Source organism: Microbacterium sp. LjRoot45, from assembly GCF_964253325.1.
In the GTDB taxonomy this organism is placed as follows: domain Bacteria; phylum Actinomycetota; class Actinomycetes; order Actinomycetales; family Microbacteriaceae; genus Microbacterium.
On sequence record NZ_CAXUQM020000001.1, the window covers coordinates 3,016,983 to 3,041,771 of the forward strand.

25 protein-coding genes and 1 tRNA gene are annotated in these 24,789 nt (G+C 66.8%); 9 read left to right on the forward strand and 17 right to left on the reverse strand.

Annotated features, from left to right (window positions below; genetic code table 11):
* The first annotated feature begins 8 nt into the window (after positions 1 to 8).
* Positions 9 to 1,496 carry an MFS transporter gene (locus ACSQ18_RS14260; protein WP_436038069.1) on the forward strand — a complete coding sequence of 496 codons (1,488 nt, stop codon included), beginning with the start codon at positions 9 to 11 and terminating at the stop codon, positions 1,494 to 1,496.
* Between the two features lie 29 nt (positions 1,497 to 1,525).
* Here ACSQ18_RS14260 and ACSQ18_RS14265 read toward each other — a convergent pair whose 3' ends face one another.
* A complete protein-coding gene (locus ACSQ18_RS14265; protein WP_436038070.1) occupies positions 1,526 to 2,134 on the reverse strand; it encodes a MarR family winged helix-turn-helix transcriptional regulator in 609 nt (202 codons plus the stop codon).
* Positions 2,135 to 2,254: 120 nt separating this feature from the next.
* Between ACSQ18_RS14265 and ACSQ18_RS14270 the strand changes: the two genes are divergently transcribed.
* Positions 2,255 to 2,947 carry a MarR family winged helix-turn-helix transcriptional regulator gene (locus tag ACSQ18_RS14270; RefSeq protein WP_436038071.1) on the forward strand — a complete coding sequence of 231 codons (693 nt, stop codon included), beginning with the start codon at positions 2,255 to 2,257 and terminating at the stop codon, positions 2,945 to 2,947.
* A gap of 96 nt (positions 2,948 to 3,043) precedes the next feature.
* On the opposite strand, the gene ACSQ18_RS14275 is transcribed toward ACSQ18_RS14270, so the two are convergent.
* Together ACSQ18_RS14275 and dcd are read right to left on the reverse strand one after the other, a co-directional pair.
* Complete coding sequence (locus tag ACSQ18_RS14275; RefSeq protein ID WP_436038072.1) at positions 3,044 to 4,936, reverse strand: BCCT family transporter; 1,893 nt, start codon at positions 4,934 to 4,936, stop codon at positions 3,044 to 3,046.
* A 24-nt stretch (positions 4,937 to 4,960) separates the two neighbouring features.
* Positions 4,961 to 5,566 (reverse strand): dCTP deaminase, encoded by a 606-nt coding sequence (dcd, locus tag ACSQ18_RS14280; RefSeq protein WP_144806521.1) that lies wholly within the window; start codon positions 5,564 to 5,566, stop codon positions 4,961 to 4,963.
* Between the two features lie 242 nt (positions 5,567 to 5,808).
* Here dcd and ACSQ18_RS14285 point away from each other — a divergent pair, with 242 nt between their 5' ends.
* Together ACSQ18_RS14285 and ACSQ18_RS14290 are read left to right on the forward strand one after the other, a co-directional pair.
* Complete coding sequence (locus ACSQ18_RS14285; protein WP_436038073.1) at positions 5,809 to 6,489, forward strand: response regulator transcription factor; 681 nt, start codon at positions 5,809 to 5,811, stop codon at positions 6,487 to 6,489.
* Positions 6,490 to 6,704: 215 nt separating this feature from the next.
* Positions 6,705 to 6,778, forward strand: a tRNA-Gly gene (locus ACSQ18_RS14290).
* 4 nt (positions 6,779 to 6,782) lie between these two features.
* Here the strand turns inward: ACSQ18_RS14290 and ACSQ18_RS14295 are convergent.
* Positions 6,783 to 7,037 carry an SDR family NAD(P)-dependent oxidoreductase gene (locus ACSQ18_RS14295; protein ID WP_436038455.1) on the reverse strand — a complete coding sequence of 85 codons (255 nt, stop codon included), beginning with the start codon at positions 7,035 to 7,037 and terminating at the stop codon, positions 6,783 to 6,785.
* A gap of 214 nt (positions 7,038 to 7,251) precedes the next feature.
* Between ACSQ18_RS14295 and ACSQ18_RS14300 the strand changes: the two genes are divergently transcribed.
* Positions 7,252 to 8,079: a CPBP family intramembrane glutamic endopeptidase gene (locus ACSQ18_RS14300; RefSeq protein WP_436038074.1), complete on the forward strand. Its 828-nt coding sequence runs from the start codon at positions 7,252 to 7,254 to the stop codon at positions 8,077 to 8,079.
* Between the two features lie 174 nt (positions 8,080 to 8,253).
* Here the strand turns inward: ACSQ18_RS14300 and ACSQ18_RS14305 are convergent, their stop codons facing one another.
* From ACSQ18_RS14305 to ACSQ18_RS14345, 9 genes are all read right to left on the reverse strand, one after another.
* Complete coding sequence (locus ACSQ18_RS14305) at positions 8,254 to 8,886, reverse strand: hypothetical protein (protein ID WP_436038075.1); 633 nt, start codon at positions 8,884 to 8,886, stop codon at positions 8,254 to 8,256.
* On the reverse strand, positions 8,858 to 9,841 hold the full coding sequence (locus ACSQ18_RS14310) for an alcohol dehydrogenase catalytic domain-containing protein (RefSeq protein WP_436038076.1): 984 nt from the start codon (positions 9,839 to 9,841) through the stop codon (positions 8,858 to 8,860). The genes ACSQ18_RS14305 and ACSQ18_RS14310 overlap by 29 nt, the downstream gene beginning before the upstream one ends.
* Positions 9,838 to 10,287, reverse strand: a complete 450-nt coding sequence (locus ACSQ18_RS14315; protein WP_436038077.1) for a MarR family winged helix-turn-helix transcriptional regulator — start codon at positions 10,285 to 10,287, stop codon at positions 9,838 to 9,840. Before ACSQ18_RS14315 ends, ACSQ18_RS14310 begins: the two co-directional genes overlap by 4 nt.
* Before the next feature lie 152 nt (positions 10,288 to 10,439).
* Positions 10,440 to 11,417, reverse strand: a complete 978-nt coding sequence (locus tag ACSQ18_RS14320) for a Gfo/Idh/MocA family protein (protein WP_436038078.1) — start codon at positions 11,415 to 11,417, stop codon at positions 10,440 to 10,442.
* The gene (locus ACSQ18_RS14325) at positions 11,414 to 12,487 is read right to left on the reverse strand and encodes a Gfo/Idh/MocA family oxidoreductase (RefSeq protein WP_436038079.1); all 1,074 of its coding nucleotides are present in this window, start codon (positions 12,485 to 12,487) and stop codon (positions 11,414 to 11,416) included. The genes ACSQ18_RS14320 and ACSQ18_RS14325 overlap by 4 nt, the downstream gene beginning before the upstream one ends.
* A gap of 1 nt (position 12,488) precedes the next feature.
* On the reverse strand, positions 12,489 to 13,901 hold the full coding sequence (locus tag ACSQ18_RS14330) for a glycoside hydrolase family 1 protein (protein WP_436038080.1): 1,413 nt from the start codon (positions 13,899 to 13,901) through the stop codon (positions 12,489 to 12,491).
* A 78-nt stretch (positions 13,902 to 13,979) separates the two neighbouring features.
* Positions 13,980 to 14,246, reverse strand: a complete 267-nt coding sequence (locus tag ACSQ18_RS14335) for an HPr family phosphocarrier protein (RefSeq protein ID WP_436038081.1) — start codon at positions 14,244 to 14,246, stop codon at positions 13,980 to 13,982.
* Positions 14,243 to 14,986, reverse strand: a complete 744-nt coding sequence (locus ACSQ18_RS14340) for a ribulose-phosphate 3-epimerase (protein ID WP_436038082.1) — start codon at positions 14,984 to 14,986, stop codon at positions 14,243 to 14,245. Before ACSQ18_RS14340 ends, ACSQ18_RS14335 begins: the two co-directional genes overlap by 4 nt.
* A 3-nt stretch (positions 14,987 to 14,989) precedes the next feature.
* Complete coding sequence (locus ACSQ18_RS14345) at positions 14,990 to 15,334, reverse strand: PTS lactose/cellobiose transporter subunit IIA (RefSeq protein ID WP_436038083.1); 345 nt, start codon at positions 15,332 to 15,334, stop codon at positions 14,990 to 14,992.
* Between the two features lie 217 nt (positions 15,335 to 15,551).
* On the opposite strand from ACSQ18_RS14345, the gene ACSQ18_RS14350 reads away from it, so the two are divergent.
* Together ACSQ18_RS14350 and ACSQ18_RS14355 are read left to right on the forward strand one after the other, a co-directional pair.
* Complete coding sequence (locus tag ACSQ18_RS14350) at positions 15,552 to 17,450, forward strand: BglG family transcription antiterminator (protein WP_436038084.1); 1,899 nt, start codon at positions 15,552 to 15,554, stop codon at positions 17,448 to 17,450.
* 52 nt (positions 17,451 to 17,502) lie between these two features.
* Positions 17,503 to 17,796: a PTS sugar transporter subunit IIB gene (locus ACSQ18_RS14355; protein WP_436038085.1), complete on the forward strand. Its 294-nt coding sequence runs from the start codon at positions 17,503 to 17,505 to the stop codon at positions 17,794 to 17,796.
* A 62-nt stretch (positions 17,797 to 17,858) separates the two neighbouring features.
* On the opposite strand, the gene ACSQ18_RS14360 is transcribed toward ACSQ18_RS14355, so the two are convergent.
* Genes ACSQ18_RS14360 through ACSQ18_RS14370 form a run of 3 tightly spaced genes read right to left on the reverse strand, consistent with a single transcriptional unit; the run spans position 17,859 to position 21,582 of the window.
* Positions 17,859 to 18,692: a 3-keto-disaccharide hydrolase gene (locus tag ACSQ18_RS14360; RefSeq protein ID WP_436038086.1), complete on the reverse strand. Its 834-nt coding sequence runs from the start codon at positions 18,690 to 18,692 to the stop codon at positions 17,859 to 17,861.
* Positions 18,692 to 20,137, reverse strand: coding sequence for a glycoside hydrolase family 1 protein (locus ACSQ18_RS14365; RefSeq protein ID WP_436038087.1), 1,446 nt, complete (start codon positions 20,135 to 20,137; stop codon positions 18,692 to 18,694). Before ACSQ18_RS14365 ends, ACSQ18_RS14360 begins: the two co-directional genes overlap by 1 nt.
* A 59-nt stretch (positions 20,138 to 20,196) precedes the next feature.
* Positions 20,197 to 21,582, reverse strand: coding sequence for a PTS sugar transporter subunit IIC (locus ACSQ18_RS14370; RefSeq protein WP_436038088.1), 1,386 nt, complete (start codon positions 21,580 to 21,582; stop codon positions 20,197 to 20,199).
* On the opposite strand from ACSQ18_RS14370, the gene ACSQ18_RS14375 reads away from it, so the two are divergent.
* The gene (locus ACSQ18_RS14375) at positions 21,536 to 22,612 is read left to right on the forward strand and encodes an HAD family hydrolase (RefSeq protein WP_436038090.1); all 1,077 of its coding nucleotides are present in this window, start codon (positions 21,536 to 21,538) and stop codon (positions 22,610 to 22,612) included. The two genes, ACSQ18_RS14370 and ACSQ18_RS14375, sit on opposite strands and share 47 nt — an antisense overlap.
* A 78-nt stretch (positions 22,613 to 22,690) precedes the next feature.
* Positions 22,691 to 23,677, forward strand: a complete 987-nt coding sequence (locus ACSQ18_RS14380; RefSeq protein ID WP_436038091.1) for a type I phosphomannose isomerase catalytic subunit — start codon at positions 22,691 to 22,693, stop codon at positions 23,675 to 23,677.
* A gap of 67 nt (positions 23,678 to 23,744) precedes the next feature.
* Here the strand turns inward: ACSQ18_RS14380 and ACSQ18_RS14385 are convergent, their stop codons facing one another.
* Positions 23,745 to 24,782, reverse strand: a complete 1,038-nt coding sequence (locus ACSQ18_RS14385; protein ID WP_436038092.1) for a family 43 glycosylhydrolase — start codon at positions 24,780 to 24,782, stop codon at positions 23,745 to 23,747.
* Positions 24,783 to 24,789: the final 7 nt, after the last annotated feature.

The following is a 24,789-nucleotide window of genomic DNA, read 5'->3' on the forward strand; positions in this document are numbered from 1 at the left end:
TGACCCACATGTCGCCTCCCGACCAGCCCTCCCCCGACGCCGCGCACACCGATGCCGGCGGGGCGAACGCCGCGACACCGCCGACCGCCGCCAACGCCCGCGCGCTCGGCGCCATCGGCGCCTCGTTCCAGAACACGGCGGTCGACCGCGAGATCCCGCGCAAGCAGGTGATCTCCTGGGCGATGTGGGACTGGGCGATGCAGCCGTTCAACACCGTCATCCTCACCTTCGTCTGGGTCGCGCTGTACCTGACGTCCCGCCAATTCCTCGACCCGGCCGTGCGGGAGTCGGGGATGCTGGCCGACGGCAGCTACCTCAACTGCAACGAGACAGCCAGCATGGGCAGCGCCTACTGCCAGGGCCTCACCGATCTCGCGGAGTGGTGGGGCTGGGCGAACTTCGCCGCCGGCATCCTGATCCTGCTCCTCGCGCCGGTGCTCGGCCAGCAGGCCGATGCCCGCGGAAGCAAGAAGAAGTGGATCATCGGCGCGACGCTCGCGATCGCCCTCGTGCAGTTCTCGCTGTACTTCGTCGAGGCCGACCCGCGCTACTTCTGGTTCGGCGCCTTCGCGGTCGCGCTCGGCGCGGTCGTGGCCGAGATCGGCAACGTCAGCTACTACGCGATGCTCTCCGAGGTGTCGACGCCGAAGACCGTCGGGCGCATCTCGGGCCTCGGGTGGGGCCTCGGCTACATCGGCGGCGTCGTCGCGCTCATCGTCTGCATCCCGGTGCTGTTCGGCCTGGGGCAGGACAACCCGCTCGCCTACAAGCTCGTCGCCGTGGTGTGCGCTGTGTGGACCGTCGTGTTCGCCATCCCCTTCTTCCGCAACGTGCCCGAGTCGCCCGCGTACGGCGGATCGGAGAAGGTCGGCTTCTTCCGTTCCTACGTCGTACTGGGGAAGAACCTCAAGCGGCTGTTCACGACGAACCGTCCGACGTTCTGGTTCCTCGTCGCTGCGGCCGTCTACCGCGACGGCCTCGCGGGCGTGTTCGCGTTCGGCGCGGTGCTCGCGGCGCAGGGGTTCGGATTCTCGTTCCTCGAGGTGATCGTCTTCGGACTCGCCGCCAACCTCGTCGCGGGCATCTCGACGATCCTCGCCGGCCGCATCGACGATGCCATCGGCGCGCGCAAGCTCATCATCATCGCGCTGACGGGCCTCGTGGCGATGGCGTTCGTCGTCTTCGCGCTGAAGGAGTTCGGCACGATCGTGTTCTGGATCTGCGGCCTCCTGCTGTGCGCGTTCGTCGGCCCCGCCCAGGCGGCGAGCCGGAGCATGCTCACCCGTCTCACCCCGCCCAGCATGCAGGGCGAGATCTTCGGTCTCTACGCGACGACCGGCCGGGTGGCGTCGTTCCTCTCGCCGCTGGCGTGGTCGCTGTTCCTCGCGTGGTTCGGCGGGATCGTCTACGGCGTGCTGGGGATCGGGCTCGTGCTGCTCATCGGGCTCGTCATGCTGCTGTTCGTCCGCCTGCCGGCGCACCGCGTAGACAGCTGAGCGTAGACAACTGAGGTTCGCGCGGGGACTCAGGATGCCGGCCAGGCGCCGGCGAGCTTCGTGAGGAGCCGCGCGAGCTCTGCGCGCTCCTCAGGGCTGAACGATGCGAGCGCCGTCTGCAGCCGTTCGCGGCGCTCCCCGCGGAACCCGCGGACGATGCGCGAGCCCTGATCGGTGAGGGCGACGCGGGTGCGCCGCGCGTCGGCGGGGTCGGCTTCGCGCTGCACGAGGCCGAGATCGACCGCCTGCTGGATGAGTCGTGACGCGCGCGGCTGATCGACGCCGATCGCCTCGCCGACCTCGCTGACCGACAGCGGGTGGGATGCCGTTGCGAGCGCGTCGAGCAGCCGCATCCGCGCGGGGCCGCCGCCGAACCGCGCGTGCGGTCCGAAGGGTCCGGCGCCGAACGGGCCCGGACCGAACGGACCCTGGGTGTGACCACGCGACCACGGCGGACCGCCGTGACCACCGTGGTCGCCGTGACTGTCGCGGCCGCCGTGGTCGCCGTGGCCCGCGTGGCGCGGGTGCCCGTCTCGGCCGCCGTCGCCGCGCTCGCCGGAGCCGAAGGGGGCGCGGGGACGGCCGCGCAGCTGCGCGAGGGCGGCGGCGATCGCGTCGAGGTCTTCGGCATCCGTCATGCCTCCAACTTACATGCGACTTGACATGCTTTGTGAGTTCATGTCATGCTACATGCACATGCCATCTGACATGTATCTCGGCCGGCGGATCTGACCCGCGGCCCCACGAAAGGACTTCTCATGGAAAACACTGCACATCACGAACCCCGCCCGATCGGCTACTGGCTGCGAGCCACCGATCGCCTCATCTCCCGCGAGTTCGCGACGGCCTTCGAGACCGAAGGCGTCACGCGCCGCGAGTGGATGATCCTCAACGTCCTCGACGGCACCGTCGACGCTCCTCACCTCGCCGATCGCATCCAGCGCGGCGGGAAGAAGCTCCGCTCCCTGAGCGAGCGCGGCTGGGTGGCCGAAGTGGACGGCGCCTGGACCCTCACCGACGACGGCACGGCGGCGAAAGCCCGCCTGGCCGAGACGGTGGACGGCATCCGCTCCAAGGTCGCCGGCGCCGTGTCCGACGAGGACTACGCCACGACCGTCGCGTCGCTCGAGGCGATGGCCCGCGCGCTCGGCTGGGACGAGAACACGTCGCACCCGCACCGCGGCCACGGCCACGGCTTCGGCGGTCGCGGCTTCGGCCCCGGTCGCGGGTTCCGGCCCGGTCGAGGCTTCGGCCCGCGGTTCGGCGAGCGCGGCTTCGGTCCGCGCTTCGGCGAGCCGGGTCCGCACGCCGGCGGATGCGACGACCGCCGCCGCGGTCACGACCGCCGCGAGGGCGGCCACCACGGTCACGATCACGGTCACAGCGAGCGCGCCTACGAGCGCGGCTTCGACGCCGGATTCCAGCGCGGTCGCGAGGCTCAGAGCGCCTGATCGCGCACACGACGACGGCCGCTTCCCTCTCGGGGAGCGGCCGTTTCGTCTGTCGGGATCGTGGCCCGAGTCAGACCCCCGGAGCCGTCGACGGATTCAGTCGCCAGAGAGGGGGTCGTTGCCGCGGGCGGTGCGGGTGCGGTCAGGGATCTCGGCGGCATCCCCCTCGCGATACGGATCCTGGGCGACGACCGCGTCGATGTCGGCGGTCAACACGTCCGCCGGCTCCGCGTTGGCGGCGGCGAGCGCCTCCGCCGACGTCGCGCGGGAGGCGTGGTCCCCGACGGGCACCGTTCGCCGCCGACCGAAGACACGTGTGAGGCGCCGCATCCACGCGGGCTCGTGCAGTTCGCCCTGCGCCTCGCGCGCCTCGACCTCGAGGCCGTAGTACTCGCCGATCTGGTCGACGAACTGGGCGCGCGCGGCGCGATCGTACGCACGGCGCTCACGCGTGAAGGCCACCACCGTCGACCAGCACACGAGCAGCATGACGACGCTGAACGGCAGCGCGATGATGATCGCCGCCGTCTGCAGCGCCAGCAGGCCGCCGGTCAGCAGCAGGGCGATCGCGAGCACCGAGGTCGCGATCGCGAAGAAGGTACGGACCCAGCGCGGAGGCTCCTGCTGCCCGCCGGTGGCGATCATGCCCATCACGAGCGAGCCGGAGTCAGCGGACGTGATGAAGAAGATCCCGATCAGCAGGATCACCCCGAAGGTCAGCACGGTCGAGCCCGGGATGGTCTCCAGCAACTGGAAGAGGGCGGTGTTGAGGTCGACGGAGCCGTCGGGCTGGCGAAGGGCGCCCGGCTGCTGAAGCTCGAGGTAGAGCGCGGAGCCGCCGAGCACCGCGAACCAGAGGATCGTGATGAGGGTGGGGACGATGATGACGCCGGCGACGAACTGGCGAACGGTGCGGCCCTTGGAGATCCGTGCAATGAAGATCCCCACGAACGGCGCCCATGAGATCCACCAGCCCCAGTAGAACGAGGTCCATGACGCCTGCCACTGCTCTCCGGCTGCGCCCTGGAAGGCGCTCACCGTGAAGGACAGCCCGACGAAGTTCTGGATGTAGTTCCCGATCGACTGCACCCACTCGCGCAGCAGGAACTCGGTCTGGCCGAAGATCAGCAGGTAGAGCACGAGGATCGCCGCCAGCGCGAGGTTGAACGAGGACAGCCATTTCATCCCCTTGTTCACCCCGGACAGCACCGATGCGAGCACGAAGACGGTGATGATGGCGATGATGACGACCTGCATCGTCTCGCTGGGCTCGGCGATGCCGGCCGCGCCCAGTCCGGCTGAGATCTGGATGACGCCGAGCCCCAGCGACGTGGCCACCCCGAACACGGTGCCGACGAGCGCGACCACGTCGACCGCGTTGCCCCAGCCGCCGGCGACGCGGCGACCGAGTAGCGGTTCGAGGGTCCATCTGATCGAGATGGGGCGCCGCCGACGGTGGATGGCGTAGGCGAGGCCGAGTCCGATGATCACGTAGATGGACCACGCGTGGATCCCCCAGTGCAGATACGTCTGGCTGAGCGCGGCCTGCGCGAGCTGCTCCGGTGTGCCGCTCACTCCGGGGCGAGGCGTGACGAAGTGGCTGAGCGGCTCACTCACGCCGTAGAAGACAAGACCGATCCCCATCCCGGCGGCGAACAGCAGCGAGAACCAGGCGCCGAGCGAGAACTCCGGGCGGTCGTCGTCCTTCCCGAGCCGGATGTCACCGAACCTGCTGAACCCGAGGAACAGAGCGAAGACGACGAAGAACGCGGCGATGAGGACGTAGTACCAGTTGAACGCGTTGACGATCGAGGACTGGATGCCGAGGAACACCGCTTCGGCGAGGTGAGGGGCGACGAGCGCGAAGACGCTGAAGGCGACGATGACGCCGGCAGCGGGCCAGAACACCCACCGCTGGATGGCGGAGCGGCCGCCGCGGCTCCCTCGTTCGGATCGTGCGGGACTTCTGGATGCGTCGGGGGCCGTCATGCCGCCCACCCTAGCGAGTCGGGGTCAGTGCCCCGGAGCCCCGGCGTCGGTGGTTCCGACGTCGGTGCGATGGAAGTTCTGGAACGAGCGGGATGCCGTCGGCCCGCGCTGACCCTGATACCGGTTGCCGTACGGGCCGGAGCCGTAGGGGGTCTCGGTGGCCGAGGAGAGGCGGAAGAAGCAGAGCTGCCCGATCTTCATGCCCGGCCACAGCTTGATGGGGAGCGTGGCGACGTTGGACAGCTCGAGCGTGACGTGCCCTGAGAAGCCGGGGTCGATGAAGCCCGCGGTGGAGTGGGTGAGCAGTCCGAGCCGGCCGAGAGAGGACTTGCCTTCGAGGCGCGCGGCGACGTCGTCGGGGAGGGTGATGAGCTCGAAGGTCGATCCCAGCACGAATTCCCCCGGGTGGAGGATGAACGGCTCGTCGGGCGCCACCTCGATGAGGTGCGTGAGGTCGGGCTGGTCTTCGGCCGGGTCGATGAACGGGTACTTGTGATTGTCGAAGAGCCGGAAGTAGCGGTCGAGGCGCACGTCGACGCTCGACGGCTGGACCATCGCGGGATCCCACGGGTCGAGGCCGACGCGGCCGTTGTCGATCTCCTGGCGGATGTCGCGATCACTGAGCAGCACGGCACCAGCGTAGCGGGCGGCCGCACCTCCGCTCCGGCTGTGACGACCAGCCGTCGATGAGGGTGGCATCCGCCGTACGGCCCCTATAAGTAGGGGTTGTCGACGCCAGCACCCTCAGTGTTGGGGGTGCGGCTGTGCACAGACCGCTGCGGACGCACGCGTGATGCCTATTCTCAACCTCGGTGGGCGTCGGCTGGGGGGCCGGCGCCCACCGACGAGCAGGCGTGAAGCCGAGGAGTGTCATGGATCGGTCGAGTGCGGCGGAGGCCACGCAATCGGGGTGGGCGGGCCCGATCACGCGTGTCGGCCTGGTGGAAGATCAGCCGGCGATGGTCGTGGGCGCCTCCGCCATCATCAACATCCGACCCGACATGCACCTCACCGCCGCAGCACCCACGGTGACGAGCCTGCTCGCGCAGACCCTCGACCTCGATGTCGTGCTGCTCGACCCGGCATCCACTCCCCGTACCCCCGTCGACGACATCCGCACCCTGGTCGCGCAGGGCATCGCCATCGTCGCGTACGTGAGCGGCGACGACGAGGGGGCTCCGCACCGCGTTCACATGCCCCCGGGCATCGTGGGTGCCGTCCGCACGTCCGACGGTCCCGACGCGCTCGTCGCGGCAATCCGCGCCGCCGCGCGCGCCTCCCTCACCCGCCGCGCCGCCCGTGGCGACGGAATCGCGCCCACCCGTCGCCCCCTGCGTCCCGACCTCACGCCGCGCGAAGAAGAGGTGCTCGCGCTCTACGCGGCAGGGGCGACAGCGGATGCCGTGGCATCCGCACTCTTCATCTCGCGCAACACGGTGGTCGATCACATCCGCAACATCCGAGCGAAGTACACGCTGCTCGGGCGCGACGTCGCGAGCAAGACCGCGCTGTACCGGAGGGCGCTGGAAGACGGCCTGGTGCGCGGCGACTGAGGCCGCCGCCCCCACGACCTGCCCGCCGTCGCAACGCCGAAGCGTGGGGGCAGGGGGCGGGCAGGTCGCTGTCTGGAGTTGGTTCCGGGGGGAATGCGACCATTGTGGCTCCGCCCGGAGCGCCAGACCATCCTGAGAACCGTGGGTTCTGGGGGGACGACGAGGCGGGGTCGCACCATCAACGATGGTTATGATGGGACGGCGCCTCGGCGCATGGGGCTGTAGTTCAATGGCAGAACTTCTGCTTCCCAAGCAGACAGCGCGGGTTCGATTCCCGTCAGCCCCTCCACTTGTCACTTGTCAGGCCCGGATCTCCTTCTGCCACTTCCAGAGGCAGTCCGGACCGACGTCAGATCAACCATTGGCCTCGATCGACAGCCACTCCCACTCCTTCCCGGTGCGCCCGGCTCAATGAGCGCGACTTTGATTCCGAACGAGACAACCTCCTGCGCCAGCGACTCCGACAGTCCCTCCAGGGCCCACTTGGAGGCGTGGTAGCCATCGAGCGAAGGAAGGGCGCCGATACCGCCGATCGTGGAGATCGGGATGCACCTGACTTAGTCGAGCACCGCCTGAGCCGCCGACACGTAGACACCACTTTTGTCACTTTTGTCCGTCACAGAGTCGGGCGCTTCCGCCCAGAGCGACCGTGCCCTGCGAGACGAGAACCAGTACGGTTCGTGCGAGGCCCGCTCCCGCGATCGTTGTTCGCGCGGATAGAGTCGGGGCGAACGGGCGACGGACGGCGAAGGGAACACGGAAATGGTCGACCTCGAGTCTGCGTGGGCACGCTTCTGGAGTCGGGGAACCTGGTGGAAGGCTCTCCTCCTGGTCGCCGTGTACTGGGGGGTGTATCAGCTCATCGGCCTCGGCGTGGGGTCGCTGTTCCACGATTTCGTGGACCCGGCGAACCCGCTGTCGAATCCCGCGAGCATCTTCTTCTCGCTCGCTCTGCCGATTCTGCTGGCTGGCCTGTGCCTGGTCCTGTTCGCCTGGTCGGTCGGGTGGCTCGGCGAGCTCTTCGCGCGCCAACCGGTGCGCGGACGGGGATGGATGTGGCTCGCCGTCGTACTCGTCCTCATTCCGATCATCCTGCGACTGGTCGGGACGAACTGGTCGGCGTACTCGGTCAGCGTTGTGCTCGCGCTGCTCTTCGTCGGACTCTGCGTGGGCTTCGCGGAAGAGCTCCTCACACGCGGACTCGTGGTCAGCATGTTGCGCAAGGGCGGCCACGGTGAGCGACTCGTCCTTGTTGTCTCCGCGTTGCTGTTCGCCCTGCTCCACGTCGGAAACGCTCTCTCCGGCCAGGCCTTCGCGACGGTGGCGATCACCGTCGTATACACGTTCGGCTTCGGCGCGATGATGTACCTCTCCCTCCGCATCACGGGACGCCTCGTCTGGGTGATCTTGCTTCACGCAGCGACCGATCCGATCACGATCCTCGCGACGGGAGGGATCGACGCTCACTCCGACACCGGAAGCACGTCGAGCCTCATCGCCTTCGCGGGCCTTTTCAACATCGTGTACATCCTGCTCGCGCTCGTCGCGATCTTCCTGGTCAAGAACCGCGCGGAAGCGCGCGTGAACTAGCCGGGCCTCACGGACCTTCTCGGCCGGAGATCGCGCTCACTCGAGCCGTACCGTGGAGGAGGCGAGCGATCGATGCCCGCGTCGATCCCGCGTCGGTGGCCAATCGGAGAATCGGATGTCGTGAAGCGGTGCAGTGGTCACGGGCACAGCGTTCACTCACTTCACGACCCCGCTTCAGCGTCGATCAGGAGCAATCTCCAGCGATCGGAAGACTGCTTCCGTCCCGATGTCGACGAACAGCCCGACATACCCCGTCGGAGCAGGGTCGAGTCTGGGGACGGAGAGCACCTCGACGTCATCCACGAGCGCCACGACCGTCTGGGCCGCGACGTTCACGCGCAGCCGCACCCACTGGTCGAGCCCGATATCGGCACCCGCCTCGTATTCGCCGACGCGCTCCTCGCGCAACCTATCGAACGGCCAATGCGGGTACGAGAAATATTGCACGGCGCGCTGGACTCGGGGCGCCGGCGGCTCCTCGCGGGCACCGTTCGCGGGCCGGAGATAGACGCACTCGAAGCGAGAGTGGTCTTCGGCGATGTGGAATGCGATCCCCGCGAATCCCCTCGACATCTCTGACACACCCGGCCGGATCGTGCTCCGGATGTCGACGGATATCGTCCCTTCATCCACGACGTCCGGCAGGACGAGGAAGGTGGGCTGGTCGACGTAGTCGATACCCGGCACGCCGGCTTCCCTCCCCGGATCCAGCCGCACGCGAACCGCCCCCGCTGCGCCCGCTTCGACGACGACGCCGATCGGGGTACCCGAAGCCAGGTCACTCCACGACGACGACGGCCTTGCCACCGACCGACCCCGCTTCCATGTCGGCGTGCGCCTGGGCGACCTCGTCGAATGCGTAGACCTTCCCGATGGGGATGATCGCCTCTCCGGCGGCGACGGCGTCAAGGTAGTCCTGCAGCGCCGCCGGTGAAAGGTCAGCGGCCCCGCCCGAGTACGAGGTCAACCGAACTCCATTGGGAATCCAGTCCATCGGATAGAAATCCGGGATCGTCCATTCGTCGGACAGCATTCCGGTGAAGCACACGACCCCTCCGGTACGCACCGAACGGAGCGTGTCCTTCATGATGTTCGTGCCCACCAGTTCGACAGCACCGTCCACGCCTCCCGGGATCACCTTCCGGATCTGCGTTGCCACATCACCGTCGTCCAGGAGCGGATGATCGACGCCGACCGAGCGGAGCGCGTCGAACGCCTCCGCGCGTCGGGTCGTGGAGAAGACACGCATCCCGCGACGCTTCGCGAGCACGGCCAGCGCGAGACCGATCGACGACGTTCCCCCGCGGATGAGCAGACTCTGCCCCGCCGTGGCTTCCAGGCCGATGCGGAGCGACCCGTCGGCGGTCTGCAGCATCTCGGGGACGCCGCCCAACTGATCCCAGGGGAGGTCGCTCGCGAACGGGAAGACCTGATCAGCGGGCACCGAGACGTATTCGGCGTAGCCGCCGTCGATGGTGCGGCCCATCCCGCCCATCATCGTCATGACCTGTTGACCGACCTCGAACTCGCCGCCGGGATCAGCAGCGACGACGCCGGTCGCCTCGATACCCGGGATCCGCGGGAATGAACCGAAACTGGCAACTCCCCGGCGGAAGTGAAGTTCCGAGCGGTTCAGCCCGAACGCCTTCACCCGGATCAGGACGTCCCCCGCCCGAGGCGACGGAACGGGGACGTTCCGCATTGTGAGCACATCGGGCCCGCCCGGGGCGTCGATCACGATGGCTCGCATCATTTCAGTCATGTTGCTCCCTTCCCGAACGAGTCGAGGTCTACGGAAACGACTCGGAGGACCTCCCCGAGCTTCGTCGCGTCCGCATCCGCTGGCAAGACCGTGGCGAGCACGTCCTCAGCGACTGTTTCTGCGTCGGCCAGTGCCCGTACGCCGTGCGGCGTCAGGGCGATCAGCGAGGAACGACGGTCATCGGGATGCGGTCTTCGCACTGCGAGGCCGTCGCGTTCGAGCCGATCGACGATCTTGCTCGCAGCACCGACGGTCACCCCCAGGCGCCAAGCGAGATCCTGGACGCGGCCGAGCGACTCTCGTTGGTGGAGGTAGCGAAGCGCGAGAAGCGTCGCCAGCGAACTCGAGCCGGCGCGGCTGAGCCCACGCTCGACCGTGTTCCACAACAACGTTTCGTATCTCACAAGTTCCTCGAGCAGCTCTACCCGGGTTGCGCTCGACGTCATCTGTCCACCTCATCCTGTACCGTCGATCCAACCTACATTACTTGGAATATATTTCCACGGCAGGTAGATTAATCAACCGCGTGCGCTGCGGCCGCACGGTCGCTCAGCCCGGGGAGGAGATGGGGCTCGCGGCCGCGCGCTCGGAGGCCGCTTCAGCGAGGAGTAAGTCCAGCCGACCTCAGCGCAGACGCCGCGACCGAGAGGACAGCTTCACTGTGGTCGAGACGTCGGTCTCGCTCCTCGATGTCGTGAAGGCGGATCATTCGCTCGAACGCGACGAACTCGTCGACCATGCGGTGATCGTGCACGTTATCGTCGACCTCTTCGACGTCGCCGCCTCGCCCCTGTGCCCGCACGGATGCCATCACGTTCGGCGATCCCTCAACGACGATCCAGCCGTCCTCGCCCTGGATCTTCGATCGGATCGGGCCGTCCGAGTCCTTCGCGCACACGCAGACAGCAGTGCGGTCGCCGTAGTCGAGGACGAGCACGCCGGAGGTGTCGACTCCCCGCTGCACGTTCGCCGTGTAGGTGACGCCCAGCGGTCGTCCGAGGATGCCGACGACGAAGTGGATGGCGTAGATCCCGAGGTCGAGCAGGGCGCCGCCGCCGAGTGACACGTCGAACGCGGGCAGAATCGTTCCGCTGCGGAACGCGTCGTAGCGCGAGGAGTACTGCGAGTAGTCGGACTGGATGACCCGGACGTCACCGACGCGGTCGAGGTGGTCGACGATCCAACGGTAGTTCGGCAGATACTGCGTGGTGATCGCTTCGACGAGGATGAGGTCTCGCTCGACCGCGAGCCGCCGCAGCTTCGCGAGCTCCTCTTCGCGGAGGACGAACGGCTTCTCGCAGATGACGTGCTTGCCTGCTTCCAGCGCCCTCCGCGCGAAGTCAGCGTGAAGCGAGTTGGGTACGGCGATCCATACCGTGTCGACATCTGGGTCGGCGAGGCACTCGTCGAGGTCGAGGTACACGCGATCGATGTCGAAGCGCTCGCTCAACTCGACGAGCTTCTCATTCGCGGGCGGGCGACCGTAGATTGCCACGAGGTCGATACCGGAGATGTCCGCGACGTGGGGCAGAAAGTCGTGGACGAGCTGCCCCGCGCCCAAGACTCCGAGCTTCACTCGGCAGCCCTGACGCGGGCGGAGTAGGCGGCGATCTCCTCGGCGGATGCGGGCACCCAGAGTTTCAGGCCTTCCTCGAGGATGCCGATGAGTTCGACGGTCTCCTCGTCTCGCACGACCTTGGGTGCGCCGTCGACGATGCTCGCATGGACGCCGTCGTAGAAGCGCGCGTAGTCGCCGACCTCGGAGATCATCCTCTCCTCGTGGCGGACGCCGTCGTCGTCGATGTAGGTGAGCGTGCCGTAGTCCCTCGGCGCGTCAACCCCGAAGCCCGGCGCCGATGGGGTGGAGAACACCTTGAGGTGCTCTTCCTGGCGATCCTCGGTCTCTTTGACGAAGACGCCCTTCGTCCCGTAGACGGCGAAGCGCGGTCGGCTCACGAGTCGGAAGAAGCTGGAACCGATGGTGACCTTCAGCGTGCCGTAGTAGAGGTCGACGTCGAAGTAGTCGTTCGCGCGCCCTGGGCCGAGCAGCTGCCGCACGTCGTAGTGGATGCGGTCAGGGCTGCCGAAGAGGCTGAGCGCCTGATCGATGGTGTGGACGCCGTGCCCGAAGAGGAAGGAGAATCCCGGCTCTGCCGAGGGCGGGAACGCGTGCGACGACTCCGGGCGGTAGTAGTCGTAGTGCATCTCGACTTCGAGCAGGTCCCCGAGCACGCCGCTGGCGATGACTCGCTGAACAGTGAGGAAGTCAGAGTCGAACCGGCGATTCTGATACCCCTGCAGAAACAAGCCGCGTTCACGCGCAAGAGCGAAGAGCTCCTCGGCTTCTGCGGCGGTGTCCGAGAAGGGCTTCTCGACCAGGACGTTCCTGCCCCTCTCGAGAGCGATTCGTGCGAACTCGATGTGTGATGCCGGCGTGGTGGTCGTGATGATGACGAGGTCGATGCTGTCGTCAGCCCAGACCTGCTCGATGTCGGACACGTACTGCGTCCCGGGGATCAACTCCCAGGTGGGGGCGCTGCGCCCGTAAATCGTCTTGATTCGGAAACTCTCCGGGCGGGCGAGGAGGAAAGGAGCGTGGTACCGGTTGGTGCTCTTGCCGTTGCCGATGAATGCGACGTTCAGCACGTCAAGCCCTCAGGCTGGCGCCATTGGTGCGGATGACGTCCGCGTACCAGTCGAACGACTTCTTCTTGAAGCGATCGAGAGTGCCGGTGCCGTCGTCGTTCCGGTCCACGTAGATGAACCCGTAGCGCTTGCTGAGCTGTGCGGTGGAGGCGCTGACGATGTCGATGCAGCCCCACGTGGTGTAGCCGAGCACGTTCACGCCATCCTGCAGCGCTTCCCCGACCTGCACGAGGTGATCGTTCAGGTAGGCGATGCGGTAGTCGTCGACGACGGTCTTGACTCCGTCGACCTCGATGAGATCGTCCTTCGCGCCCAGACCGTTCTCGACGATGAAGAGCGGCTTCTGCCAGCGGTCCCAGAACTGGTTGAGCACCAGGCGAAGGCCAACCGGGTCGATCTGCCAACCCCACTCGCTCGCCTCGAGCGTCGGGTTCGGCACCCCGCCCATGATGTTGCCCTCGCCGGCAGTCTTCTTCGCGGAGTCGGCGGTCGCGGCGACCGACATGTAGTAGCTGAACGACACGAAGTCGACCGTGTTGGTCAGGTCCTCGCGGTCCTCGTCGGTGATGTCGAGCTCGATGCCCTTCTCACGCAGGGTGCGGAGAAAGTAGCCGGGGTAGGCACCGCGCGCGTGCACGTCGCCGAAGACGAGATTCGAGTGATCGAACTCCATCACCTCGAGCGCGTCCGCGGGCGACGGCGAGAGCGGGTAGGCCGGCATCGAGAGAACCATGCAGCCGATCTGCGCGGCGGGGGCCACCTCGCGGGCGATGCGAGTTGCGCGGGCAGACGCGACGAGCTCGTGGTGCATCGCCTGGTAGAGCTGTTCCTCGGCGATTTCGTCCTTCGGGGTGTTGATGCCGCCCGACATGAACGGGGCGTGGAGGAGGGAGTTGATCTCGTTGAACGTCAGCCAGTACCTCACCCGCGAGCCGAACCGCTCGAACAGGCTGCGGGCGTAACGCTCGTAGAAGCCGATGAGGCGGCGGTCGGTCCAGCCGTCATAGGTCTCGGCGAGGTGGAGCGGCGTCTCGTAGTGCGAGATCGTCACGAGCGGCTCGATGCCGTGCTTCTCGAGCTCGTCGAGCACCCGGTCGTAGAACGCCAGGCCCTCTTCGTTGGGTTCGGTCTCGTCGCCCTGCGGGAAGATGCGGCTCCACGCGATCGAGAACCGGTACGTGGTGAAGCCCATCTCGGCGAACAGGGCGATGTCCTCCGCGTAGCGGTGGTAGAAGTCGATCGCTTCGAGCTTAAGGTTGTCGGGCGTCGGTTCGGCCGTCCGCGGTCCGACGATGCCGCGCGGCATGACGTCCTGGACCGACAGGCCCTTGCCGCCTTGATCGTAGGCACCCTCGACCTGGTTCGCCGCGGTCGCGCCGCCCCAGAGGAATGTGGACGGGAAGGGGGATGTCATCGCGTTGCTCCTCGGGTGGTTGAGGAGGGGCGCAACGGCGTCCAACCAGCAACACCCCTCCTCAGTCTGTGGGTTGAGTCAGTCGCCGAGTCCGGACTCGATGGCGGCGACGATCTCGGCAAGATCCTTCTCGGCGTCTTCGCCCTCGCAGGCGACAGTCACGGTCTGCCCCTGGGTGATGCCAGCGGAGATGAGGCCGAGAACGCTCGCGGCGTTGACCGTCTTCTCACCGGACCGCAGAGTCACCGAGGAAGACACGCGGCCGGCGAGCTTGGCGAGGGTGGCGGCCGGCCGGGCGTGCAGGCCCGAGCGGCTGGTGACTTCAACGTCGGCGGTGAGGATCATGACTGGGCTTCCTGAGTCGTGGCGGCGCTGGACCGCACGGTCTTCTTCACGTCGGCGACGATCTCGGCGTACGACTCCGTCTTGCCGAAAAGCGTCGAGGTGCCGAGGACGAACCCGTCGACTCCGAGTGCGGACAGCGCGGAGATGCGCGCGGGGGAGATCGCCCCATCGACGACGATGCGCAGGCCATGCTCCGCCTTGAGGGCGACGAGTCGAGCGATCTTCGCATCGACGAAGTCGAGGTACTTCTGCGCGGCGAATCCGGGGTTCACGGTCATGACGAGCACGTAGTCGACCAGCGGCAGCAGCTCCTCTACCGCCGCGATCGAGGTGCCTGGGTTGAGGGCGATGCCCGGCGCGATGCCCAGTTCACGGGCGCGTCCGAGCGTCTTGGCGATGTGGGGGTCGGATTCGACGTGCACATAGGCGATGTCGACTCCGGCGGCGGCGAAGACCTCGATGGCCTGAGCGGGTGCGGAGACCATGAGGTGGACATCGATGGGCTTGTCGGTGTGGCGACGGATCGCCTCGACGTCGTGCAGTCCGAGAGCGTAGTTCGGGACGAACGAGCCGTCCATGATGTCGAGGTGGTAGCCGTCGACACCGGCGTCGTCGAGAGCATTTACTTCGCCGACGAGGTCGTTGAAGTCGGCGCACATCATCGAGGGGATAAGGAGGGGCGTCTGGGCGTCGTCCTCCCACGCAGCGTCGCGGCGGGCGGTCGGGGTGGCGCTGTTCACCGGTCAGGCCGTTTCGGGGGCGACGGCGGCGATGCGCTCGTACAGGTGAAGGAACTCGCCGGCGAGCTCGAAGATGACGGTCGCGCTGGCGAGGTGGTCCTGAGCGTGCACGAGGATGATGTTCACTGCGACGGGAGCGCCGCCAGCCTCCTGCTGGATCAGGGTGGTCTGCGCCTTGTGGGCGAGTCCGAGGTCCGCATCCGCCTGGGCGAGCACCTCCCGCGCCTCTCCGAACTTGCCCGCGCGGGCAAGCTGCAAGGCCTCCATCGAGTTCGACCGGGAGTTACCGGCGAACGCGATCAGCTCGAATGCGACTTTGTAGTCCTCATCCATGGTGATGGGTCTCATCTCTCTCTGCACGGCGTCTGTGCGAGCACCTCAGAGAGGGTCGCGCCACGTCTATAGTCATACGCTCGCCCACGTGCCACTCTCGGCGCCAGCACCCCATGTTCCGCCATGGCGGAACCGCCGATACTGGAGGGGACGAGGCATTCGGCTGACACTGGAGCAGTCGATACGACCGCCGTGGGCCGTATCACCGGAGTCCGTTCCGATGGGGGGAGCAATGCAGCAGAGCCGGCAGCAGCGTCTGGTCGACGCCTTGCGGTCCACGTCGCATCCTCTGTCGGGCGATGAGCTGGGCGCCCTCCTCGGCGTCTCGGCGCGCAGCGTCCGGAAGTACGTGCAAGAGGTCAATGGGCGCGCCGACGCCGCGATCATCCTCACGTCCCACCGCGGCTACACGCTCGACGAGCAGGTGTGGCGCGCATCGATATCGGATGCGTCGGAGCGACGAGTCGAGACTCCGATGGAGCGGCTGTACTACATCACACGTCGCCTCGTCACCTCGGTCGACGGTGAGGACGTCTACGACCTGGCCGAGATGCTCTTCGTCAGCGACTCCACGATCGAAGGCGACCTCAGCAAGGTTCGAGGCCTACTGGCGGAATACGACCTGGAGTTGCAGCGCAACCGTTCGAGTGTTCGCATAGTCGGCAGCGAGTTGGGGCAGCGTCGCCTCGTACGGCAGTTGCTCCTCGAGTCAGCCCGTGGCGTCACCGCGGCGGGACTGGGCACGGCACTGCTCGAGCTTCAGAGCATCGACCTGCGCGAGCTGACCGGGTGGATCCGGTCGGTTCTCGATCGGCACGCTCTCGTCACGCAGGAGTACGGGCTTCACGATCTCGCTCTCCATGTTGCGATCGCGGTGACCCGTGTTGCTGCGGGTCATACTCGGGACCGCGTGGAGGGTCCACTGGCCGAGCCTGCTGTCCTCGCGGCCGCCGATGAACTCGCCGCACTGATCGAGGAGCGCCACGCGGTGAGCATGCCCTACGCCGAGCGAGCCGAACTCGCTCGCCTCATCCTCACCCGCACGGGGACGTCGTCAGCCGGAGCCGCGGCCGTGGGCGACGAGTATCTGACGCTCGTCCAGTCGATCCTCGCCCGCCTCGCCGACCGGTACCTTTTCGAAGTCGACGATGACACGTTCGTCGTCAATCTCAGCCTTCACGTGCGCAACCTCATCGCCCGGGCGCGGTCGGGAACCACCGCTCGCAACCCTCTCGGGGACTCGTTCAAGCAGGACCACCCACTCATCCACGAACTGGCCGTGTTCGTGGCGGCGGGTATCGAGGAAGGCGCGGGGATCCGGATGGAGGAAGACGAGATCGTCTTCATCGCCTTCCACATCGGCGCCTACCTGCAGCGCACCCTGGAGTCGGCCAGTCACGTTCGCGTCGTCTGCGTCGTTCCGCAGTATTACTCCACGGCCGACGAGTTCACCCGTCGCGTCGCGTCGCGCCTCGGCGACGCGGCGAGTGTGATCGACACCGTGACCGAGCTCGATCACGACTGGTCGACGCTGGACGCCGACCTCATAGCCACGAGCACTCCATTGCCGCCCGGACTCGCCGCGACCGTGGTTCACGTGTCGCCGATCCCTTCCGAGTCCGACCTGGACGTGATCGTTGACGCCGTCCGAGCGGCGCGCGCGGCCAAGTCGGGCGCGCGCATCCGTTGGGCGCTGACGGAGCTCATCGACCCCCGACTGTTCACTCGCGTGACGTCCACGACCCGCGAAGAGGCGCTTTCTCGGATGTCCGCTCAGCTCGAGTCTGAAGGCGTCGTCGACGCCGACTTCCTGCGTGATGTCGAAGACCGCGAACGGCTTTCGCCGACCGCGTTCGGCGGATCGATCGCCGTTCCCCATTCGATGAACATGAATGCGCAGCGCACCGCGATCTCCATCCTGGTGAGCGAAGAGCCCATCGAGTGGGCCGGTTCCCGCGTGCATCTCGTCGCGTTGTTCGCGCTCAGCTCACACGGGCGACAGGTCTTCCGCGACGTCCTCGACGATTTCATCGCGACGCTGGCCGACCCGGCGCGCATCAGCCGGATCGTGAGAGCCGCCACCGACTACGACGCCTTCTCGACAGCCCTGCTCGCCGAGATCAGCGCATGACCCCGCACGACCCGAAGGACGGCGCGCCGTCACACGACCAGGAGGTAAACCCATGAAAGTACTGCTCGTCTGTTCGGCAGGAATGTCCACGAGTCTGCTGATGAACAGCATGCGAAAGGTCGCAGAGCCCGGCGACGAGGTCGTCGCCGTGCCGTACAGCGAAATGGATGACGTGGTAGCCGGCTACGACGTCGTGCTCCTCGGCCCGCAGATCCGGTTCCGCCTCCGCGAAGCGTCCGAGAAGCTTCAGCCCTCGGGAACACCTGTTGATGTCATCGACATGCGCGCGTACGGCACCATGGACGGCCCGACCGTGATGGCGCAGGCACGCGGGCTGCTCGCTTGACCTGACTTCGATGAAGAAGGGGGCTTCCGTCATTGAAGCCCCCTTCTTCGTTTCTGCGATGCCTAGCCCAGGTCGCGGATGCGGATGTTGCGCCAGCGGCACGCCGCGTCCCGCCCCCATCGTCCGAGGCCGGAGATCGGGTCGTTGTCATGCACCTCGAGCGCGATGTGACCGCGACGGCCGATGTGCGCGAGCACGGCATCCGCGTCATAGTCGGGAGCATCGAGCGTCGCCGCGTCGAGCTCGGCGATCTTCAGACCGTTGATCCACGTGGTGATCACGGGCAGCGCCCCGACGGAGCGGATGCGGATCTCGTTCCACTCGCCCCACTTCCACACCGCGAGGAACTCCTCGATCGTCGCGCCGTACGAGAGGCGCCCGGAGCGCTCGGGTGCGACCGGGACATCAGCGCGGAGCCCGACCGGCCGGCCGTCGGCGTCGAGCTCGGCGCACACGGTGAAGGGAGCCGCGGAGAAGTTCCCGAGACCGTTCCCGAAGAACCCGCCGATGCCGCCGTGCTCGCGGTGATCGAGGAGCACCTGGAACCCCGCCCAATCGCCCGGCGTGCGGCGGATCATGATGCCGGTGTCGGCCGGCCAGTCAGGTCGCGCTTCGAGCACGAGCTCGAAGTCTCCGTACGCCTCGTCGGTGACCAGGTAGCCGCCGTAGCCGCTGCCCGGCTCGTCCTGCCGTCCGACGATCGCACCGTCTTCTACCGTCCACACCGCCGGATGCTTCTCGGGCTCGGCCGGCAGGGCGAAGCCGAGCTTCGCCTGCATCTCCGACAGCTCCGGGCCTCCGGGGAACGCGCGACCGTAGACGCGCGGCTCTGCGTGCCAGCCGTCGAGGGTCACCCCGTCGAAGAGAGGAGCGAACCCAGCCTCGGTCGATGCCATCACTCGGCTCCGAGGTCGACACCGTCCGAGGCGATGACGCGGCGGTACCAATGGAACGACTTCTTCGGGGTGCGCGCGAGGTCGCGGAGGTCGTCGTGTGTGCGGTTGATATGAATGAAGCCGTAGCGCTTCCGCATCTCCTTGTGGCTACTGAGGATGTCGAACGGCGCCCACACGAGATACCCGATCACCGGAACGCCGTCGATGTGGATCGCCTGGCGCAGCGCCTCGACATGGCCGGTGTGGAAGGCGATGCGGTAGTCGTCCTCGACGATGCCGGACGCCTCCGACGGCTCCTCGTCGACACCCATTCCGTTCTCGACGATGAATACGGGCTTGCCATAACGCGCATACAGGGATGCCGCCGCCGTGCGGATGCCTTCCGGATCTATCTGCCAGCCCCACGCCGTCCGGTCGAGGTGCGGGTTCTTCTCGCCACCGAAGAAGTAGTTCTGCACGAGGGCATCTTCAGCCGCAGGGGCACCCCACCCATCCGGGCCGGTGATCATTCCGGTCTGGTAGTAGCTGAAGGCGATGTAGTCGTTGACGGCGGCACCGGCCGCGAGCGTCTCGACATCCCCCGGCTGCGCGGGCAGGGCGACGCCGCGACGTTTCAGGTAAAGCGGGTACCACGCCGGGTACTCCCCCCGGACGATGACGTCGAGCGGCAGGTGGAAGAGCAGGTCGTTGACCCAGCGCGCAGCCGTGACGTCCTGCGGCTTCGACGAGGCCGGGTACGACGGCCCGTAGTAGATCATGCAGCCGATCTTCGCGTCCGGAGCGAGATCGCGAATGGCGAGCGCGGCCCGGGCCTGAGCCAGCAGGATGTTGTGGCGCACGAGCGCCTGGTACGCGATCGGGTCGTCGCCGTCGGGCTGCTCTGATCCCGCCACCAGGCGCGGGAAGAGCGGCGCAGTGTTGATCTCGTTCGCGGTGATCCAGTAGCGGACCTTGCCGGCCAGGCGGGTCAGGACGGCTTCCACGTACCGGGTGTGCAGGTCTACGACCTCGCGGCTCGCGAAACCGTTGTACGCGACACGCAGGTGGTCGGGCATGTCGAAGTGGAGCAGCGACGCGACCGGCTCGATGCCGTGTCCATGCAGCTCGTCGACCATCGACTCGTAGTAGGCGAGTCCCGCTTCATTCGGCTCGGCTTCGTCACCGTTCGGGAAGATGCGCGACCACACGATCGAGAAGCGGTGCGCCTTCAGCCCCATCTGCGCCATGAGCGCGATGTCCTCCGCGTACCGGTGGTAGTGGTCGGAGGCGACGGCCGTGTCGGAGTAGATGGGCTCGACGCCCGGCTCGGGTGTCACCACGAGCGAGTCGTAGACGTTGATCCCCTTGCCACCTTCGTCGATGCCACCTTCGGCCTGGACGTTGCTGGTGGCCCCACCCCACAGGAAGTCGCGGGGGAACGGGAGGGCCTGATGCTGGTTCGTCATGTTTCTCCTGAAATCGGGACGGGCCCGGACTGTCGTCCGGGCCCGTCCCGTGTGATGGGTCAGTTCGATCGCGTCGGTGACGGGTCGTCGGCGGGCGCCGACGGGACCTCGGTCACCGGGGCGGTCGCCTCGGCCTCCGCGGCCTCACGCTCGGCGGCCTGCTCGATCGCGAACTCGCGGCGGTCAGCGATGCGGAAGAACGGGTAGTACGCCACAACGGAGAACAGGTAGACCGCGATGAGGAAGATCCCGAAGCCGATCCCCGCGCCGATGATGAACCCGCCCGGAATGAACGGCATCGTGAACACGCTTGCCGGCAGCGCGATGAACGGGTTGCCGATGATGCCCCCGGCCAGCAGCAGGTACCCACCGGTGAATGCGACGAGCGGGACGAGGATGAACGGGATGGCCATCAGCGGGTTGAAGACGATGGGGAACCCGAACATGAGCGGCTCGATGATGTTGAAGATGCTGGGCGGGAACGCCAGACGGCCGAGCGTCTTGTACCGCTTGCTCTTCGCGAACAGGAGCATGTTGGTCGACAGCCCGAGGAGGTTCCCCGGGCCACCCACCCACTGGGTGATAGCGAGAACGAAGGTGATCGTCACAAGGTACGGCAGCGGGCTGCCCGCGGTGCCGGCCGCCTGGTTCTCGAACGCGGGTCCGAGCATGATCGGGAACACCACGCCCCACACTGCCCAGTTGTGGATGCCCAGCGACCAGCAGAGCTGCGAGAGGAAGATGATCACGAGCCACGCCCAGTAGCTGTCGCCGAGGCTGGCGAGGGGCTGACCGATCATCGTGAAGATGAAGTTGCTCATGTGCTCGTACGGCGTGAGCGCGAACACCGTGTGCACCGCGAGGAAGAACGCTCCGATGATCGCCGCCGGGATGATGGCCTCGAACGGCCGCGACACCGCCGGCGGAACGCTTCCGGGCATCCGAATCTTCCAACCGGCGGCAACGATCAGTGCGTAGATCCGGGTGGAGAACAGTGAGACGAGGAGCGCGGTGAAGACGCCCTGCGGGCCCAGCCACTGCGTGGGCAGGACTCCGCCGATCGTTACGGGGTCGGCGCCCTCAGGCGCGTACACCGTGCTGAACGGAAGGACGATGACGAACGATGCGAGGGCGACGATCACCGCGGCGAGCGTGTCCGTCTTCAGTTCGCGGGCGAATTGATACGACACACCTACGACGACGTACAGCGCCAGGAGGCCGATGGTCGCATCGTTGCCGAGCTGGAGGGCGGCACCGAAGGGCGTCGTGCGCACCCACTCGGTCCACGACGGGATGGGGAAGCCGACGATGAGCGAGCAGATGGCTCCGAACATCAGGATGGGCAACGTCGCCATGAATCCGTTCGAGATCGACTTCACGTAGCCGTTCTCTTGGATCTTGGTCGCCACCAACTGGAACCGATCGACAACACTGTCACGTTTCATGGACGGAATCCTCTTGCTTCGGGTGCCGCCAATGCGTGACGGTGCGCTTCGGTTCCGAGTCTGCGATGCGCCCGGGGCGGCCTCCAGTAGGCGACGTTCCGCGACCGAGGAACCATTTTCCGGTGCATCGCGTTCCGCGATCGCGGAAGTGTCCACGCTGGCCGGACCGTGCCCGATCCGTCAACCTGAGAGCGTGTCTGCGTCCTCGCCCCGCCGTGCCGTGTTCTTGGATCTTGATGGAACAATCATGACTGCAAATGGCGCCATTCCGTTGTCTGCGCGACGTGCGCTCGCGCTGGCGCGCGAAGCCGGACATGCGCTCATCCTCAGCACCGGGCGTTCTGCCGCGCAAGTGCCCCAAGAGGTGCGCGATCTGGAGTTCGACGCGGTCATCACCGGCTCCGGGTGGCGCATCGAGCTGCCCGACGGTCAGCGGCTTCATGACGCACAGTTCGACCCCCGCACGGTAGCGGAGATCGTAGGGATGCTGCGCGCTACCGGCATCCGCTTCTACTTCGAGACTCACCACGGGTTGGTCGTCGACAACGACGTGCGCTCGGCCCTCCAGAGGCTCTTCGCCGTGGTGGCGGATGAAGCCGGGCGAGCGCATTGGGAGCATTTCTTCGTCACCGGGCTGGCATCCGCGGCGCCCGACATCCCGGATCAGGTCACCAAGCTCGTCTGCCTCGCCGGTCCGGAATGGAATCCGTCGCTCCCCGCGGGCGTCCGTCGTCTGCCTACCTCCATCCCGCAGCTCGCCGATCACCTGACCGAGCTCATGCCCGACGACGTCCATAAGGGCGCGGCAATGCAGATCGCGCTCGACTGGCTCGGACTCCCCCGGACCGCAGCGATCGCCGTCGGCGACGGAGAGAACGACATCGAGATGCTCTCGATGGCGGGTCGTGGCATCGCCATGGGCGGCGCAAACGACACAGTCCGTGCGGCCGCGGACTGGGTCGCGCCGGCTGCGGAGAACCACGGGCTGTGGATGGCGCTTCGGTCTGCGCACGCCCTCGGCAGTGACTGACGTGAGTCCGGCCGGCTTCCGCTGTCGCGGAACCGCCTTCATTCGCACGGTTCCTTGCCGGTTCGTAGCGTGGATGACGTGACCCGCATCGCTCCGCTCCGTTTCGCGCCCGTCTTCATTCACAAGCCCTGGGGCGGTCGCACGCTCGAGAAGTTCAAGGGCGAGCTCCCCGAGGGAGATATCGGCGAGACGTGGGACGTGTCCTCGCATCCGCAGGGCGACACCGTCGTCACCGGCGGCGAGCACGATGGGAAGCCGCTCTCGGTCGTCGTCGACGAGCTCGGTGCCGACCTTGTCGGAACCCTGAACGTCGGTCGGCCGTTTCCAGTGATGATCCGCTACGTGAGCTCGCGCGAGAACCTCTCCATCCAACTGCACCCCACCGAGGCTCATGCGCACAAGAAGGGTGAGCCCTCCGGCAAGGACGAAGCCTGGTACATCCTTGATGCCGCACCCGACGCCTTCGTGTATGCCGGGCTCAAGCCCGGGACGACCCGCGCGCAGTTCCAGGCCGCCGGCGCCGACGGGAGCCTCTCCGACCTCGTCGTGAAGCGCACCGTGAAGCCCGGCGACTTCATCTACATCCCGGCCGGCACCGTTCACGCGATCTGCGCGGGCATCACCCTCATCGAGATCTGCGAGTACAGCAACACGACGTACCGCCTGTACGACTACGGCCGCGACCGCGGACTCGACCTCGAAGACGGTCAGGAGGTCGTGGACGTGGACGCCGTCGCGGCGCCCCACCGCGGTCTCCGCACGACCGGTGAGGGCTTCGACCACTCTTCGCTGTCCCTGACGCAGCGGTTCGCCGTCTCGCACATCGATGTCGACGGATCGTTCGCGGGGCGCACCGAGCCGACCTCATTCCAGATCCTCACGTGTCTCACCGGGCAGCTCGAACTCACCACCGGCTCGGGTGCGTCGTCGCTCGTCGCCGGGCAGAGCGCGCTGCTCGCGGCATCCACCGGTGCGTACAGTCTCACCGGGACGGGCACGCTGCTGGAGACGCACGTCCCCGACCTGCTCGTCGAGCGCGAGCGTCTGGCCGATCTGCTGACCTGACGGTGACCGCTCCGCAGAATTTTCGGGTCCAGACCCCGGCTTCGCTATCTCGCCCGGCATCGGTGGTTCAGTCGAACTCGTCTATGGTCCATTCGTCGCGCCACTCGATGACGGGCCGGTCGCCTTCGAAGCGGATGGGCAGCCACACGTAATCAGCGATGGTCGTGTCGACGTCGGCGAACTCTTCCATCGGCTCGTCGCCGTCCTTGCCGGGCGCGAAGTGCTCGACAAAGGCCTTGTGCGCGCGGTCGCCGTGGTCGAGGTACTTCGGTAGCCACCGGTCGGCGATCGCGATGTACAGGTCCTTCTTGTCGGGATGTGTGAAGACGGAGGAGATCTGCGAGTGGAACGAGGTGCGGGATTCGTCGGTGGGGTGCAGGTCGCCGAACACCTCGAACGGACCGTGGTAGGACCGCGATACCGCCGCTTCTGACGGGTTCGGATAGTAGCCGGTCGTACCTGAGGTCAGCAGGTAGTGCAGCCGGTTGCGGGAGAAGTGAGCGGGAGCTTCGCGCACGAAGGGAGGCTGGGGCTGCGGGAAGTGGGTGGAGTAATAGCCGGTGACGTCGGTGTAGTCGGTGGTGAGATCCGCGCAGATCATCTCCGAGTGCACGCGCTCGAAGTAGTAGTAGCCCTTCCCGTCGTGCGGGTCGACGACGAGGTCGAAGTCGCCGGCGCTCATGTCCAGCGGCTTCAGCCACGTCTGCACGATCTCATATGGTCCGAGGATGTTGTCCGCCACCAAGACGGTGGAGCGCTGCAGAGAGCCCTTGGTCATGATCTTCAGCCACGCGACGAACTTCTTGGTCTCGGCGTTGTAGATGATGTGCGGCCGGTCGACGAGCTGCTTCGGATGAAGCGGGGATTCTTCGTCGTCTTCGACGGGCGGGATGATCAGCCCGCGGTCCTCCCAGTTGTAGAGGTCCGTGGAGGAGTAGCACCGCACGCCCCAGTGCCAGATGCCGCTCCCTGGGGTGGAGAACTCTTTGTTCTCGCCGTACCAGTAGTGGACCCCGTCGACGGTGATCACGGAGCCGCCGTGCGCGTGGATGCGTTCGCCCTTGGTGTCCAGCCAGACCTGGCCGGGCTTGATGGATGTCTGCATGAAGTTC